This window comes from Aeromonas sp. HMWF017 (assembly GCF_003061465.1).
GTDB lineage: Bacteria > Pseudomonadota > Gammaproteobacteria > Enterobacterales > Aeromonadaceae > Aeromonas > Aeromonas veronii.
Map to the genome: position 1 here is coordinate 27,869 of NZ_QAJD01000138.1, position 15,573 is coordinate 43,441.

Below are 15,573 nucleotides of genomic sequence, written 5' to 3' on the forward strand. Positions count from 1 at the left end.
AAAGACCACGCCATGTGGCATGGGATGAAAGCCGCTCCCCTCTTTACCCTCTCTGCACACCGCATTTTCAAGTAGCAATGTAAGGAGACACATGGCTGAACGCTATATCGGTCTGATGTCGGGAACCAGCATGGACGGCATTGATGCCGTGCTGGTGATGATCGCCGGGGATGAACTGCGGGTCGAAGCGGCGCTTTGCCACCCCTGGCCGCAAGAGACCGCCCGCACGCTGCATGCCCTCTGCACCCCGGGCGACAACGAAATCGACCGCATGGGGGTGGCCGATAATCTGGTGGCGCGAGAGTTTGCCGCCGCCACCCACGCGCTGCTGACCAAGGCGAAGCTTGAGTCCAAAGATATTCGCGCCATCGGCAGCCACGGCCAGACCATCCGCCACCGTCCCCAGCTCGGGTTTACCCTGCAGATCGGCAATGCCGCCCTGCTGGCCTCCCTGACCGGCATCGACGTTATCGCCGATTTTCGCACCATGGATATGGCCCTCGGCGGTCAGGGGGCGCCGCTGGTGCCCGCCTTCCATCAGGCGTTGTTTGCCAAGCCCGGCGCCCTGCGGGTGGTACTGAACCTCGGCGGCATCGCCAATATCTCGGTGCTGCCTGGCAATCCGGGCGGGGTATATGGTTTTGATACAGGCCCGGCCAACACTCTGCTCGATGGCTGGTATCGCCGCCATCAACCCCACGGCGGCAGCTATGACGCCGGTGGCAAATGGGCAGCCAGTGGCAAGCCCATCCCGGCCCTGCTGGAGAAACTGCTGGCTCACCCCTATTTCGCAGCCCCCGCCCCCAAGAGCACCGGACGTGAGATGTTTACCCTCGATTGGCTCGATGGGGAGCTGGCAGGCACTTCATACGCCCCCGTGGATGTGCAGCGCACCCTGCAGGCGCTCACCTGCCACAGCATCGCCCGCCAACTGCCCGCCCGGCCCGAATCAGTCGGTGCTAGCCAGCCGAAAGCCGAGCTCTTTGTCTGCGGCGGCGGAGCCCATAACGCCCCCTTGCTGAAGGAGCTGGCCAGCCTGCTGCCTGCATGGCGCATCGCCAGCACAGCCGAGCTGGGCCTTGCCCCCGACTGGGTTGAAGGCGCTGCCTTTGCCTGGCTGGCCATGTGCTTTGTTCACCGCAAGCCGGGTAACCTGCCCGCCGTCACCGGCGCCAGCCGTCCGGCGGTGCTGGGTGCCCTCTATCCCGCCTGAGTGATGACAAGGGGGCTGCGGATCAGTGTGCCCCCTTGAACAGACGCACAACCTGTTGCCGGATCGGTGCAAACAGCGGGGGCTTTGGCGGCTCCAGATTGATATGGCGCCGCCCGGCACGGGTTTCACAACGAAGCAGATTCTGGATGTAGTGATGGTGGGAGCGATGGATCAGCAGTGAAGCCTGATACGCCCACAGTCTGGGCACACCCCACAGGGTGCTGGCAATCGCACCGACGATGCAGAAGAAAGCGGGCTCCTGAATTCCCATCCGGCTGGCATTCTCCAGCGCCTCCTTAAGCGAGTTGGAGTGGGCAATACAGGTCATGATATTGACCATGAAGGCGTCGTAGTCATCCTCCCCACCCTGGCCAACACGCGCCGTCAGGGTCGCCGCGGGCTGATAACCAAACTGATGGCCGATATTTTCCAACACCGTATTCCGCTGGCGGATCACCTTGCCATAAAACATCAGCATCACCATGCAGTCGATCGCCTTGCACAGCGCCTCGTAGTGGGGATGGCTCTTCTTGGGACGCGGCGCCGTGGCGAGAGCCAGCTCTTCAGAGATGGCCAAGAGGCCCACAGGTACGGCGGTGCTGACAAACGAGAGGTCGATCGACAGCTCCAGCCCCTCCTCCCCTTCCATGCGGGCCACAATCACATGTTCACCAAACAACCGACGCTGGCGCTCGATAAAGGCGCCAAAGACCAGATCACGAAACTGCTTTTGCGGATAAGGGGTATCGAGCAGGCTCTCGATGGTCATGATGGCGGCGGATACCCGGCCGCGCAGTCGGTAATCGGCAGGAATGGGAAAGCTCTTTCCCAGGCGAGGAGGTAACCGCTGCCCAGATGTTTGACAATACATATCGCCCAGAACGAAACCCAGCATAAATCCTCCACAGTCAGGTAATGATGATCGCGATGCGATCTCGCTTGCCAATCCTGGGCAATGGCCTGCCGGTGCATCGATGCTCTCCGTCAGGGCTCCTTGATTACCTTATTAATCATACGATTAATAGCGAATGAAAAAAGCGACCTGACTCGCAATCACGCCACTAATTAACAGTTTCATCAAAAAACCATAAAAAGTGGTCAATAAATCCATTTTCATCCATTTTTTCCTTTAAAAACATCACATTAAACTTGAAGCCTACAAAGTCACCCTCACGGTTCCCGAGCACTGAAAACCATCCCAATCATCACAACCAGCCACAGATAAGGGGGAGATCAGACAAAGCCGCAAAAAGTGGAGAAAGCGATGACGCGGGGCAACCCCACCCATCGGGGGATGCAACAGGAGTGAAGAGACGCGTATTGCCACACCCCTCCCCCTCCCTCATTCAGCACCACAGCTCCCGCACACCGTCACGCCAACGCCATGCTCCCCACTCCTGTGCAGCAGGGGCAGATCCGCCGTGCAAATTCATGGCATAGAATTTTATGGCGTTAATAACAGATCCCGGCTGCCAGCAAGGCGTCATCGAGTATGCCGGAATCATCATTAACAGAGAGGAATGCAAAAGCCGTGAATTATACTCCAAAGGTATCTTTAATAAGGTGGATATGCATATTCACGAGAATTTTCATAGCCCCCTAAAAAAGCTGAAAGCAGATATCCATGCACCATAATATGCATTATTTGCACATCGGCGCATAATATTAACCCTTTATTCACACGCCAATATCCAGAAGAGGGGGAGAGCAAACCCAGTCAGGGCAAGGCTGTCCGCCGGTTTGGCACCATTTGCGCACAAATTGGCTACGATTTCGGGTGAATTGAATAGCAATATGATTAAATTTGCGCCCATTGAGCCATCTCATAGAAATGCAATCAGCGGTTTGCAACCCCTGATAGCCACTCATAGAATCGCAGCGTCTGAAATATCTACCCTGTCCTCTTCTCCCTTATTCCTCTCAGTAATTGAGTGGATCACAAATAATAACCGGGGATGCCGCCGCTGGCGCAGTGGCCGTGGCGTACAACAAGATGGGGTAAACCTGTACCTGAATGAACAACAAATATTAAAAAGAGGCATATCTATGAGTGGCACCATCATCAAATCGGCAAGAAATACCCCCCATGCACCCCAGGATCTTGGCCCCTGCACCCAAACGGTGGCGTTTTCTCATTACAACAATATCTCCGCCCAGCTGCCGGTCGATCCCGCCACCGGCAAGATGGTGAGTGGCGATGTCACCGCGCAGGCCAGACAGTGCCTGAGCAACCTCAAGGCGATCATCGAGAGCATCGGCCATGTGATGGACGATATGGTCAAAGCGACCATCTTCCTGAAAGAGATGGCCGATCTGGAGGCGGTCAACTCCGTCTTTCGCGAATTCTTCCCGGGCTATCTGCCGACCCGCACCACCCTCGCCGTCGCCGCCCTGCCGCTGGGCGCTCTGGTGCAGATCGATGCCATCATCTCCAACGGCGAAGGTACCTTCCCGCAAGATCCTTGCCCGCTGGTGAAGCTCGCCCGCAACAGTGACAAGGCGCCGCACAATCCGCTCTCCACCCATACCGTGGCCTTCTCCCACTACAACAATATCGGCGCCCAGCTGCCGGTCGATACCGCCTCGGGCCAGCTGGTTGCCGGTGGCATCAAGGAGCAGGCGGGCCAGTGCCTGCGCAATATCAAGGCGGTGCTGGAGAGCATCGACGTGCCGTTTGACGATATCGTCAAGGTCACCGTCTATCTGACCGATCTGGCCGATCTGGAGGCCGTCAACGAGGTCTACACCACCTTCTTCCCCGACTCTGCCATTGCCCGCGCCGTGGCCTACCTGCCTGCCCGCTCGGTGGTCAGTGCCGCCGCCCTGCCCATGGGGGCACGGGTGCAGATGGATGCGGTCATCTCCCACGGTGACGGCACCCCGCCGCAACTGGTGGAAGATCGTCACAATCTGGTGATCCGCGCCCGCAATACCGACAAGGCACCGCAGAGCCCGTTCCATTGCCAGACCGTCGCCTTCTCCCACTACAACCATCTCTCTGCCCAACTGCCGATTGACCCCGCCACCGGCAAGATCCTGGCTGGCTGCATCAAGGAGCAGACCGCCCAGTGCCTGAGCAATATCAAGGCGATTGTGGAGAGCATCGGCCATGTGATGGACGATATCGTCAAGGTCAATATCCAGCTCGGCAATATCGCCGATCTGGATGCGGTCAACGCCGTCTACACCAAATATTTCCCGGGCTATCTGCCTGCCCGCACAGTATTCGGGGTAATCGAGCTGCCCGCCGGCGCCCTGGTGCAAATTGATGCGGTGATGTCCAACGCGGAAAGTACCCCGCCGCAGGTGTAAGGTTGCGTTAAATAATAAAAAACACCGGCTTAGGCCGGTGTTTTTCTATTTCTCATTCATGCACACAGATAGTGTCATAACTCAGCATATATATCTTTCATGTGCTTATCTCCTTTCTTATAGCCGGGAGGGTCGACATGAAAAACATTGTTCGTAACTACTAGGTTAGATATGTCATCGACCAGACATAAATCCCACTCATGTCCTGGAGTTACATGCATTCCCTCAGTTTGGTAACAACGTAATACAACATTGCCTTTACGGGACTCGCCAACAGCTACAGGTTGAGCAGTTCGATCATAACCACTATATGTAAACTCTATTTCTTTTCGACTATTTATTGCAGACATTAAGTCACGAATCATATATCTCTCCTTGATAAAATGAATAGTAATAGTACCTCACCCAAAAAGACTCAATGGTGACCACAATCACGGAATTGGAAATAGATTTAACAGAGGGAACATTATCTTATTAATTCAATGACTTAATTAACATAAAACAATTCCACTTACAGAATATGCGTTTAACTTAAAAGTCCGATCTCATTCAACTAAACAACGACAAAAATATAAAAAACGCCCCCCATCTTGCGATGGAGGGCGTTTTATCGTTCCGGCTATTGGGCCTGCGCGGCCCAACGTTCAGGAATTACAGGAGCTGTTACAGGGACTCAGCGGTCGCAACCACGTTTTCCACGGTAAAGCCGAATTCCTTGAACAGCAGCTCGGCCGGTGCGGACTCACCGAAGGTGGTCATACCGATGATCTTGCCGCCGAAACCGACGTACTTGTACCAGTAGTCGGCGATGCCGGCTTCGATGGCCACACGCTTAGTGACGGAGGACGGCAGGACGGACTCTTTGTACTCGGCAGACTGGGCATCGAACACGTCGGTAGACGGCAGAGAGACCACGCGCACGGCACGGCCCTTGGCAGTCAGCTGCTCATAGGCGGCAACGGCCAGTTCCACTTCGGAACCGGTGGCGATCAGGATCAGCTCCGGTGTACCGGCGCAATCTTTCAGCACGTAGCCACCCTTGGCGGTATCAGCCAGCTGCTGGGCAGTACGGTCCATCTGGGCCAGGTTCTGACGAGAGAAGATCAGAGATGTCGGGCCGTCGGTACGCTCGATGGCGTGTTTCCAGGCGATGGCGGATTCAACCTGGTCACACGGACGCCAGGTGCTCATGTTCGGAGTCAGACGCAGGGAGGCGATCTGCTCAACCGGCTGGTGAGTCGGGCCATCTTCACCCAGACCGATGGAGTCGTGGGTGTAAACGAAGATAGCGCGCTGCTTCATCAGGGCGGCCATGCGCAGGGCGTTGCGAGCGTACTCCATGAACATCAGGAAGGTAGCGCCGTAGGGGATGAAACCACCGTGCAGGGCGATACCGTTCATGATGGCGGACATGCCGAACTCGCGTACACCGTAGTGGATGTAGTTGCCGGAGGCATCGTCGTTGGTCAGGGACTTGGAGCCGGACCACATGGTCAGGTTGGACGGAGCCAGGTCGGCAGAGCCGCCCATGAATTCCGGCAGCAGCTTGCCGAACGCTTCCAGAGAGTTCTGGGACGCTTTACGGGTCGCAATCTTGGCCGGGTTGGCTTGCAGGGTTTCGATGATCTTGGCGGATTCGGCAGCCCAGTTGGCCGGCAAGTCGCCTGCGGTGCGGCGCTTGAATTCGGCAGCCAGCGTCGGGTGAGCGGCTTCATAGGCGGCGAACTTGGCAGCCCAGTCGGCTTCCAGTGCAGCACCCTTCTCCTGAGCGTTCCACTCGGCAGCGATATCGGCCGGGATAACGAACGGCGCGTGGTCCCACTTCAGGAATGCGCGAGCAGCGGCGATCTCGTCGTTGCCCAGCGGTGAGCCGTGGCAGTCGTGAGAACCGGATTTGTTCGGAGAACCGTAACCGATGATGGTGCGGCAGCAGATCAGAGTCGGCTTGCCGGTCTCGGCCTTGGCGGCTTCGATGGCGGCATTGATGGCTTCCGGGCTGTGACCGTCAACAGCCGGGATTACGTGCCAGCCGTAGGCTTCGAAACGCTTGACGGTGTCGTCGGTGAACCAGCCTTCTACGTGACCGTCGATGGAGATACCGTTGTCATCCCAGAACGCGATCAGTTTGCCCAGTTGCAGAGTACCTGCCAGGGAGCACGCTTCGTGGGAGATACCTTCCATCAGGCAGCCGTCGCCCATAAAGGCGTAGGTGTAGTGGTCAACGATGTCGTGGCCCGGCTGGTTGAATTGCTCAGCCATGGCTTTTTCGGCGATCGCCATACCAACGGCGTTGGTGATGCCCTGACCCAGCGGGCCAGTGGTGGTTTCAACGCCCGGTGCATAGCCGTACTCCGGGTGACCCGGGGTGCGAGAGTGCAGTTGGCGGAAGTTTTTCAGATCGTCGATGGAGAGGTCATAACCGGAGAGGTGCAGCAGGGAGTACAGCAGCATGGAGCCGTGGCCGTTGGAGAGAATGAAACGGTCGCGGTCGGCCCACTTGGGGTTGTTCGGGTTATGTCTGAGGTGGCTACGCCACAGCACTTCGGCGATATCCGCCATTCCCATGGGGGCGCCCGGGTGACCGGAGTTGGCTTTTTGAACGGCATCCATACTCAATGCACGAATGGCATTGGCAAGCTCTTTACGAGAAGGCATCTGAATCTCCTGCGATTGCTTCATTTGATGGCCAAGATTAAGGCGCGTTATTGTCCCAGCAGGGCGCGCGGCGTGCAAATATTATCTGGATGAATAAAGTGGCTTTGGGAGGACAATCGCTTTTCTTGCCCTCTATTGACCAAAGCAACCAGAGAAAAACGTTTGATTTCCATCCATTTCGGGATAGGAGAGCTCCGCTTGTGACCCATTGGACACTGCGCGACAAAATAGTGCTGGCAATCACGGGGGGCGCTAATTAAAATAGACGTCCAGATGTAGATACCTCTACACCATCCTATTCATCCGGTTATTGCTGTGGCGATAACCCAGACAAGCTGAGACTCTTATCATGGCAAAGCTGTTTACTTCCGAGTCGGTCTCCGAAGGCCATCCCGACAAGATTGCGGACCAGATCTCCGATGCGGTACTGGACGCCATCCTCAAGCAAGATACCAAGGCACGCGTTGCCTGCGAGACCCTGGTCAAGACCGGTATGGTCATGGTGGCTGGCGAAGTAACCACCTCTGCCTGGGTTGATATCGAAGAGATCGTGCGTGATACCGTGCGTGAAATCGGCTACACCCACTCCGACATGGGCTTCGATGCTGACTCCTGTGCCGTGCTGAACGCCATCGGCAAGCAGTCCCCGGACATCAACCAGGGTGTTGACCGCAGCGATCCGCTGGAGCAGGGCGCTGGCGACCAGGGCCTGATGTTTGGCTACGCCACCAACGAAACCGACGTGCTGATGCCGGCCCCCATCACCTACTCTCACCTGCTGGTGAAGCGTCAGGCTGAAGTGCGCAAAAATGGCACCCTGCCGTGGCTGCGTCCGGATGCCAAGAGCCAGCTGACCTTCGCCTACGACGACGCAGGCAAGATCATCGGTGTGGATGCCGTTGTGCTGTCTACCCAGCACGCCGAATCCATCAGCCACAAGGATCTGGTTGAGGCGGTACGCGAAGAGATCATCAAGCCGGTGCTGCCGGCCGAGTGGGTCAACAAGGACACCAAATACTTCATCAACCCGACCGGCCGTTTCGTTATCGGCGGCCCGATGGGTGACTGCGGTCTGACCGGTCGCAAGATCATCGTCGACACCTACGGCGGCATGGCCCGTCACGGTGGTGGCGCCTTCTCCGGTAAGGATCCGTCCAAGGTTGACCGCTCCGCTGCTTACGCCGCCCGCTACGTTGCCAAAAACATCGTTGCTGCCGGTCTGGCCGATCGCTGTGAAATCCAGATCTCCTACGCCATCGGTGTGGCCGAGCCGACCTCCATCAGCGTGGAAACTTTCGGTACCGCCAAGGTCGCCGAAGAGCTGCTGGTCAAGCTGGTACGCGAGCACTTCGAACTGCGCCCGTATGGTCTGATCGAAATGCTGGATCTGAAGCGCCCGATCTACCAGGCTACCGCTGCCTACGGTCACTTCGGTCGCGACGAGTTCCCGTGGGAGCAGACCGACAAGGCCGAACTGCTGCGTTCTGCCGCTGGCCTGTAAGGCTCGCTGTTGTGATAAAAGGGGAGCCTGGCTCCCCTTTTGCTTATCCGCTATCTGACGAGATGTTGATGTCTGCCACCCCTGCCCAGCTTGTCGCCCTGCTGCAACAACGCGTAGAAGCCTGCTTTGTGCAGGCCGAGGCGCACCTTGGCCGCACCTTCCCCCGCCCGCGGATCTACTGCAATATGCGGGGCCGGGCGGCGGGTTCGGCGCGGCTGCAAACCTGGGAGCTGCGCTTCAATCCCGCCCTCTATCAGGCCAACCAGCAGGCGTTTCTGGATGAGGTGGTGCCCCACGAGGTGGCCCATCTGCTGGTCTATGCCCTGTGGGGTGAAGGTCGCGGCAAAAGCCGGGTCTTGCCCCACGGCCGCCAGTGGCAGTCGGTGATGCGGGAGGTATTCGGCCTTGAGCCCAGAACCACCCACAGCTTCGATCTGGCGGTACTGGCCCAGCGCACCGTGCCCTATCGCTGTCACTGCCAGCAGCATCAACTGTCGATACGCCGCCACAACAAGGTGGTGCGCGGCGAGGCCCGCTACCACTGCCGCCGCTGCAAGCAACCTCTGGAGCGGGAACGGCCGGAGCCAGAGCTGTAAGCCAGCTTGTGTCGCGCCCCTGTGGTAGGGTGCCCGCCATCGTTCGTCAATCACCCCGTTTTGCAAGGAATCCCATGCGTTTCATCTCCTCCCTCGCCCTGACCCTGCTGGCCGGTTTGCCGCTGCTCAGCGCGCCCCTGCACGCCCAGACCTTTCGTGAAGCCAAGCAGGATCTGGTGAAGCTCTATCGCAGTCAGCCTGCTGTCACCACCTTCTACTGCGGCTGCGACATCGACTATCAGGGCAAGAAAATGAGCCCGGATCTCGCCAGTTGCGGCTATGAGCCGCGCAAGCAGGCCAAGCGCGCCGCCCGCATCGAGTGGGAACACGTGGTACCGGCCTGGGAGTTCGGCCACCAGCTGCAATGCTGGCAGGATGGCGGTCGCAAAAACTGCGAAAAAGCGAGCCCCGAGTTCAACAAGATGGAGGGGGACATGCACAACCTCTTCCCCGCCATCGGCGAGGTGAACGGCGATCGGGCCAACTACCGCTTCTCCGACTGGAACGGCAAGCCGGATCAGTACGGCCAGTGCCAGATGCTGGTGGATTTCAAGGATCGTCGGGTGCAGCCGCCCAAGGGGCCGGTACGGGGCCAGATTGCCCGCGCCTACCTCTACATGAGCCAGCAGTATGGGCTGCGCCTGGCAGCGCAACAGCGTAAACTGTTTGAAGCTTGGGATCGCCAGTACCCGGCAGAGGGCTGGGAGTGCGAGCGCAACCGCCGCATCGACAAACTGCAGGGCAATACCAATCCCTTTATTGAAAAGCAGTGCCAATAACCCCATTTGACCAGGGAGGGGGATCGCCCCTCCTATCATGAAGCCCTTCCCCACTGCCGCGTGAGCCTTGCTTGCCACCTCGCAGCAGGATATGAAGGGTTTCCAAGCAAGAGACTGACAAGCAGCCATGCGCATTCCACGTATCTATGAACCGGCCACCCTGCAAGTTGGCCAGACCATCGCCCTGTCGGAAGACGGCGCCAACCATATCGGCCGGGTACTGCGCATGCAGCCGGGCCAGCAGCTCGAGCTGTTCAACGGCGATGGTAATCAATATCCCGCCACCATCGCCAGCGTCGGCAAAAAGTCGGTGGAAGTGACCATCGACAGCTGCGACGTCCAATCGGTGGAGTCACCGCTGGCCATCCACTTGGGTCAGGTGATCAGCCGTGGCGACAAGATGGACTTCACCATCCAGAAATCGGTTGAGCTGGGCGTCACCTGCATCACCCCACTCTTCTCCGAGCGCTGCGGCGTCAAGCTGCCGGCCGATCGGCTGGAGAAGAAGCGCGAACAGTGGCAGAAGGTGGTGATCAGCGCCTGCGAACAGTGCGGCCGTAACGTGGTGCCAGAGGTGCGCATGCCGATGGAGCTGGACGCCTGGCTGGCGGAAGAGACCAAGGAGCTCAAGCTCAACCTGCACCCGCGCGCCGAGTACAGCATCAACACCCTGCCCGTTCCCGAGCATGGGGTACGCCTGCTGATTGGCCCGGAAGGGGGCTTGTCGAGCGACGAGATCGCCCGTACCGTGCAGGAAGATTTCAAAGAGATGCTGCTGGGGCCGCGGGTGCTGCGCACCGAAACCGCCGCCCTGACGGCGATCACTGCGCTGCAGTGCCGCTTTGGCGATCTGGCCTGAAGCAGGTTTTAAGGATCTCACTCGCAATCGAGCCACAAGAAGGATATTCGGATGACCATTAAACTCGGCATCGTGATGGACCCCATCTCGGCCATCAACATCAAGAAAGATTCCAGCTTTGCCATGCTCGAAGAGGCGCAAAAGCGCGGCTATGAGCTGTTCTATCTGGAGATGAAGGATCTCTACATGGAAGCCGGTCGCGCCTTTGGCACCATGCGCCCGCTCACCGTCAAATATGACTATGCCGACTGGTACACCCTGGGCGAGGTGGTGGATCAGCCCCTCTCCAACCTAGATGTGATCCTGATGCGCAAGGATCCGCCGTTCGACACCGAATTTATCTACGCCACCTACATGCTGGAGCGGGCCGAGGATGAGGGTTGCCTTATCGTCAACAAACCGCAGAGCCTGCGTGACGCCAACGAGAAGCTCTACACCGCCTGGTTTGCCGAGCATACCCCGACCACGCTGGTGACCCGCCGCGCCGACAAGCTGCGCGCCTTCCACGCCAAGCACAAAGACGTGATCCTCAAGCCGCTGGACGGCATGGGCGGAGCCTCCATCTTCCGCATGAAGGAAGATGACGCCAACGTCGGCGTGATTATCGAGACCCTGACCGCCCACGGCAGCCAGTACTGCATGGCGCAGACCTATCTGCCAGCCATCAAGGATGGCGACAAGCGGGTTCTGGTGGTGGACGGTGAGCCGGTTCCCTACTGCCTGGCGCGCATTCCGGCGCAAGGTGAGACCCGTGGCAATCTGGCGGCCGGTGGCCGTGGTGAAGCGCGTCCCCTGAGCGAAGCTGACTGGGCCATCGCCCGTGCGGTGGGCCCGACGTTAAAAGAGAAAGGGCTAATCTTCGTCGGCCTCGACATCATCGGCGATCGCCTGACCGAGATTAACGTCACCAGTCCGACCTGCATTCGCGAGATTGAAGCGGCCTTCGATGTGCACATCACCGGCATGCTGATGGATGCCATCGAGCGTCGGCTGGCCCAGTAATCACCTAGCAGGCTAACCGGCCTGTTCAGGGGTAACCGCCCCCGACAAGCCCGGAAACAGAGAGGGTGGCCCGGCGCCACCCTCTCTGTTTCAAGACAATCCGGAAAGAGGTGGGATCTCGCCCAGTCCAAAAAGCGGTTTTTCCCATGGGGATCAACTGCCATAATTGACCTCAAATACCTTTGCACTATTTGGCCTCTATGCAAACACTGCAAAATCACTTCCTGCTTGCCATGCCAAGCCTGACGGATCCCTACTTCGAGCGTTCGCTGGTCTATCTGTGCGAGCACAACGAAGAGGGCGCCATGGGGCTGGTCGTCAACATTCCGGTGGAGATGTCGCTGGAAACCATGCTGACCCAGCTCCAGCTCAATCCGCCCAACAACCCGGAACTCAAGCAGCCGGTGCTGCAAGGGGGGCCGGTTCACGCCGATCGCGGCTTCGTGCTGCACAGCTTCCGCCCCGGTTTCAACTCCACCCTGCAGGTGGGGGATGAGATGATGGTGACCACCTCCAAGGATATTCTGGAAACTCTGGGTACGAGCGAAGCCCCTGCCCATTGGCTGGTGGCCCTTGGCTATGCCGGCTGGAGCGCCGGGCAGCTGGAGCAGGAGCTGGTGGACGGCGCCTGGCTGGTGATCCCCCCCAATCCGGCTCTGGTGTTCAAGACCCCCATTCACAAACGTTGGCAGCAAGCTGCCGCCAGCATAGGGGTGAACCCGGTTCACCTCTCCAGCGATATCGGCCACAGCTGATCGGCTGGCCCGCTCCGCTCTCTATTTCGAGGATTTATCAGTTATGTCATCACGCAGCATCATGGGCTTTGACTATGGCACCAAGAGCATTGGCGTCGCCATCGGTCAGGAGCTGACTGGCACTGCCCAGCCTCTGCGCGCCCTCAAGGCCAACGACGGCATCCCCAACTGGGACGAGATTGAGAAGCTGCTCAGGGAGTGGCAACCGGACCTGCTGGTGGTCGGTCTGCCGCTGAACATGGATGGCACCGATCAGGAGATAACAGTACGAGCCCGCAAATTCGGCAACCGGCTGCATGGCCGCTTCGGCAAGCCGGTGGAGTTCAAGGATGAGCGACTCACCACCACAGATGCCCGCGCCCGGCTGTTTGAGCGAGGCGGCTATCGCGCGCTGGAAAAAGGCAGTGTGGACGGGGTATCGGCGCAGCTGATCGTCGAAGCCTGGATGGAAGAGCAGTACAACTAAGCCATCAACAGCAAGGCAAGGGTCGCAGCCCTTGCCTTGTCTCGTACTATCCTCCCCTCATTACGCCTGTGATTGTCCCGCCACCAGCCCCTCGGCCTCTGTCGGCGTCGCATTCATCATCCGGTTGAGCCAGGGCACCATCAGCCCCATCACTACCGCAATCAACAGGGTCGCCATCCCGATCTTGCCAAACACGCCGGTGTAGATCGGCAAGGTTTGCAGCGGATCCGTCATCCCTTGCGGCACGGCGGTAAAGGTCGCCACATAGCCTCCCAACAGGGACGCCATCGCTTGAGTCAGGAACCACATTCCGAGAATGAAGCCCATCAGCCGTTGCGGCACCAGCGCGGCGACCATCGCCAGCCCCAGCGCACTGATCATCAGCTCGCCCAGACTCTGGAACAGGTAGATAAGCACCATAAACCAGGGGGAGGTCAGCCCCTGCTCATCGGCAAACCACCAGCCGGATGCCGCCGCCGTCAGAAAGCCCAGCGAGCAGAAGAACATCCCGAGGGTGAACTTGAGCGGCATGGTGAGATCCCGCCCCTTGCTGCCCATCCGGGTATAGATCATCGCGAGTACCGGGCTACCCACCACCACCCAAAAGGGGTTGAGCGCCTGGAAGCTGATGGGGTTGACGCTCATGCCCAGTATCTCGTGGTGCATGTTGTTGATGGCAAAGAAGTTCAGAGACGTCGGCATCTGGGCATAAAGCACGTAGAAGAGCACTGCCTCCAGCATCAGCACGAAGGCCACATACATCTTGTTGCGGCCCACGGTATCGAGCCTGAACGCCTCGCGAAAGAAGAAGATCACCACGGCGATGGTTACCGTCATCAGCACCATGTTGGCGATCACCACGTGGTGCATCAGCCAGGCGCAGAAGAAGACCATGGCTACCGAACCCAATATAACCAGCAGCAGCTTGCTGTAATCGAGCGGCAGGTGATCCGGCTCGGAGCCAATATCCTTGACCATATTGCGGCAGGCAAAGAAGGTGAGCAGCGCAATAATCAGCCCCACCCCGCACAGGTTATAGGTCACGGTATAGCCGTAGTGATCGGCAATCACCGGCGCCAGCGAGAGGGAAATAAGGGAGCCAATATTGATCGACATATAGAACAGGGTAAACGCCCCATCCAGCCGCGGATCTTTTGGCTGGTAGCATTTTGACAGCAGGCTTGCCGGATTGGCCTTGAACAGGCAGTTACCGACTGCAATGGTGCCCAGCGCATAGAAAATCAGGTCGGGATTGTAGATAGAGAGGCCGGTCATAAAGTAGCCTATCACCAGCACCACGGCCCCCAGCACCATGGTGCGCTTGGTGCCGAGTACATGGTCGCCGACATAGCCACCGACCGAGATCAGACCATATACCAGCGCCGAGAAGGCACCGAAGGTAATAAAGGATTGCTCTTGGGAAAACCCCAGTTGCTGCACAAAGAAAACCGCCAATATCCCCTGCACGCCGTAATAACCGAAGCGCTCCCAGAGTTCGACGAAAAATATCATAAAGAAGGGTTTGGGCTGTTGTAACAACCCTGTGGGTGCTGTTGCTGGACGCATATCAACCTGCCTTTGCTGAGATTTATTTTTATTAATCTGGTGGTAGCTGCCGCACTATTTTCTCTTCCGTCATTGCCATAACGGGGAGCACAGTCAGCCTGCCAATCTGGCTATTTTCGGGTGCACGGGCCCCGTTCGATGAAAGGTGTTTTTTCATCTAGCCGGTTTCAATTAGGTGTTATCGGGGGATGGTGAGTGGCGTCTCCCGGTACAGTTACTGGCTCCGGGTTCTACCTTTGCTGCATCCCTTTACTCAAGCCAGTTTATCAACCTTGATACTTATTCCCCTCTGCTCCGTCACTCATGGCTGGTGGCCAGATAGCCGGGGCATGGCACGGCCACAGACGACCTGTGGGGCTGGCTCACGCTGTGCTCTACTGGCAGTCACCTACGCAGGCGCTATCTAACCCCGCCATTCCAAGGGGTGTCATGCTATATCACTGCAAATACAGGAACTTAATGGTCGATCACACTTTAAAATTGACAATTAGTGAAGTTTTCTAATGAAACAACATGAATTTTTTTCGTGCAAAAAGCTTCACTCGAGACGTGCAGTTGGTACCCATTTGTGTATGTGCAGGCTGAATGGAACGCTTTCTGGATCAATGAGGTTAACGCTCGACCAATCACGCCACTACGCAACAAAAAAGCCGGAGCATCTTGCTCCGGCTCCCATTATTGACGGCCCACGGGCATCGACTCCCGGTGATAGAGCCGTCGTATCTCATTGAGCAGCCACAACACCTTGGCGTCCTGATTGTGACGCTTATGCCACAGCAGGATAAAAGTGAGCTCCAGTTGCTGATAGAGCGCTTCAGACAGGGGCAGTGGTCTGGTGATCAGATTGGGATGATATTTCGCTGCATGTC

At 57.9% G+C, this 15,573-nt stretch carries 13 protein-coding genes and 1 pseudogene; 9 read left to right on the plus strand and 5 right to left on the minus strand.

Annotated features, from left to right (window positions below):
* Nucleotides 1-91 precede the first annotated feature (91 nt).
* Nucleotides 92-1,213, plus strand: coding sequence for an anhydro-N-acetylmuramic acid kinase (locus tag DBR30_RS14140; RefSeq protein WP_108539309.1), 1,122 nt, complete (start codon nucleotides 92-94; stop codon nucleotides 1,211-1,213).
* Nucleotides 1,214-1,235: 22 nt separating this feature from the next.
* On the opposite strand, the gene DBR30_RS14145 is transcribed toward DBR30_RS14140, so the two are convergent.
* A complete protein-coding gene (locus tag DBR30_RS14145; RefSeq protein ID WP_108539311.1) occupies nucleotides 1,236-2,108 on the minus strand; it encodes a hypothetical protein in 873 nt (290 codons plus the stop codon).
* A gap of 1,151 nt (nucleotides 2,109-3,259) precedes the next feature.
* On the opposite strand from DBR30_RS14145, the gene DBR30_RS14155 reads away from it, so the two are divergent.
* Complete coding sequence (locus DBR30_RS14155; RefSeq protein ID WP_108539317.1) at nucleotides 3,260-4,525, plus strand: RidA family protein; 1,266 nt, start codon at nucleotides 3,260-3,262, stop codon at nucleotides 4,523-4,525.
* A 74-nt stretch (nucleotides 4,526-4,599) separates the two neighbouring features.
* Here DBR30_RS14155 and DBR30_RS14160 read toward each other — a convergent pair whose 3' ends face one another.
* Nucleotides 4,600-4,890: a hypothetical protein gene (locus tag DBR30_RS14160; protein ID WP_108539320.1), complete on the minus strand. Its 291-nt coding sequence runs from the start codon at nucleotides 4,888-4,890 to the stop codon at nucleotides 4,600-4,602.
* Between the two features lie 298 nt (nucleotides 4,891-5,188).
* On the minus strand, nucleotides 5,189-7,180 hold the full coding sequence (gene tkt / locus DBR30_RS14165; RefSeq protein ID WP_108539323.1) for a transketolase: 1,992 nt from the start codon (nucleotides 7,178-7,180) through the stop codon (nucleotides 5,189-5,191).
* 349 nt (nucleotides 7,181-7,529) lie between these two features.
* On the opposite strand from tkt, the gene metK reads away from it, so the two are divergent.
* The 7 genes from metK (at nucleotide 7,530) to ruvX (ending at nucleotide 13,138) form a co-directional block, all read left to right on the plus strand.
* Nucleotides 7,530-8,681: a methionine adenosyltransferase gene (metK, locus tag DBR30_RS14170; RefSeq protein WP_005338519.1), complete on the plus strand. Its 1,152-nt coding sequence runs from the start codon at nucleotides 7,530-7,532 to the stop codon at nucleotides 8,679-8,681.
* Nucleotides 8,682-8,749: 68 nt separating this feature from the next.
* Nucleotides 8,750-9,277, plus strand: a complete 528-nt coding sequence (locus DBR30_RS14175; protein ID WP_108539325.1) for a SprT family zinc-dependent metalloprotease — start codon at nucleotides 8,750-8,752, stop codon at nucleotides 9,275-9,277.
* 74 nt (nucleotides 9,278-9,351) lie between these two features.
* A complete protein-coding gene (locus tag DBR30_RS14180) occupies nucleotides 9,352-10,056 on the plus strand; it encodes an endonuclease (protein WP_108539328.1) in 705 nt (234 codons plus the stop codon).
* Between the two features lie 127 nt (nucleotides 10,057-10,183).
* A complete protein-coding gene (gene rsmE, locus DBR30_RS14185) occupies nucleotides 10,184-10,915 on the plus strand; it encodes a 16S rRNA (uracil(1498)-N(3))-methyltransferase (RefSeq protein ID WP_005343824.1) in 732 nt (243 codons plus the stop codon).
* 51 nt (nucleotides 10,916-10,966) lie between these two features.
* A complete protein-coding gene (gene gshB, locus DBR30_RS14190) occupies nucleotides 10,967-11,917 on the plus strand; it encodes a glutathione synthase (protein ID WP_005358722.1) in 951 nt (316 codons plus the stop codon).
* A gap of 200 nt (nucleotides 11,918-12,117) precedes the next feature.
* On the plus strand, nucleotides 12,118-12,672 hold the full coding sequence (locus DBR30_RS14195; RefSeq protein ID WP_005349793.1) for a YqgE/AlgH family protein: 555 nt from the start codon (nucleotides 12,118-12,120) through the stop codon (nucleotides 12,670-12,672).
* Between the two features lie 43 nt (nucleotides 12,673-12,715).
* Nucleotides 12,716-13,138, plus strand: coding sequence for a Holliday junction resolvase RuvX (gene ruvX, locus DBR30_RS14200; protein WP_108539331.1), 423 nt, complete (start codon nucleotides 12,716-12,718; stop codon nucleotides 13,136-13,138).
* 60 nt (nucleotides 13,139-13,198) lie between these two features.
* Here the strand turns inward: ruvX and dtpB are convergent, their stop codons facing one another.
* Both dtpB and DBR30_RS14210 read right to left on the minus strand, forming a co-directional pair.
* Nucleotides 13,199-14,704 carry a dipeptide/tripeptide permease DtpB gene (dtpB, locus tag DBR30_RS14205; protein ID WP_108539334.1) on the minus strand — a complete coding sequence of 502 codons (1,506 nt, stop codon included), beginning with the start codon at nucleotides 14,702-14,704 and terminating at the stop codon, nucleotides 13,199-13,201.
* Between the two features lie 675 nt (nucleotides 14,705-15,379).
* Nucleotides 15,380-15,573, minus strand: a pseudogene (locus DBR30_RS14210) (HTH-type transcriptional regulator YidZ); the annotation flags it as partial.

Bases quoted from the DNA above. Each gene is read 5' to 3' on its own strand.
- DBR30_RS14140 (WP_108539309.1), top strand. From the start codon at position 92: ATGGCTGAACGCTATATCGGTCTGATGTCGGGAACCAGCATGGACGGC.
- DBR30_RS14145 (WP_108539311.1), bottom strand. From the start codon at position 2,108: ATGCTGGGTTTCGTTCTGGGCGATATGTATTGTCAAACATCTGGGCAG.
- DBR30_RS14155 (WP_108539317.1), top strand. From the start codon at position 3,260: ATGAGTGGCACCATCATCAAATCGGCAAGAAATACCCCCCATGCACCC.
- DBR30_RS14160 (WP_108539320.1), bottom strand. From the start codon at position 4,890: ATGATTCGTGACTTAATGTCTGCAATAAATAGTCGAAAAGAAATAGAG.
- tkt (WP_108539323.1), bottom strand. From the start codon at position 7,180: ATGCCTTCTCGTAAAGAGCTTGCCAATGCCATTCGTGCATTGAGTATG.
- metK (WP_005338519.1), top strand. From the start codon at position 7,530: ATGGCAAAGCTGTTTACTTCCGAGTCGGTCTCCGAAGGCCATCCCGAC.
- DBR30_RS14175 (WP_108539325.1), top strand. From the start codon at position 8,750: ATGTCTGCCACCCCTGCCCAGCTTGTCGCCCTGCTGCAACAACGCGTA.
- DBR30_RS14180 (WP_108539328.1), top strand. From the start codon at position 9,352: ATGCGTTTCATCTCCTCCCTCGCCCTGACCCTGCTGGCCGGTTTGCCG.
- rsmE (WP_005343824.1), top strand. From the start codon at position 10,184: ATGCGCATTCCACGTATCTATGAACCGGCCACCCTGCAAGTTGGCCAG.
- gshB (WP_005358722.1), top strand. From the start codon at position 10,967: ATGACCATTAAACTCGGCATCGTGATGGACCCCATCTCGGCCATCAAC.
- DBR30_RS14195 (WP_005349793.1), top strand. From the start codon at position 12,118: ATGCAAACACTGCAAAATCACTTCCTGCTTGCCATGCCAAGCCTGACG.
- ruvX (WP_108539331.1), top strand. From the start codon at position 12,716: ATGTCATCACGCAGCATCATGGGCTTTGACTATGGCACCAAGAGCATT.
- dtpB (WP_108539334.1), bottom strand. From the start codon at position 14,704: ATGCGTCCAGCAACAGCACCCACAGGGTTGTTACAACAGCCCAAACCC.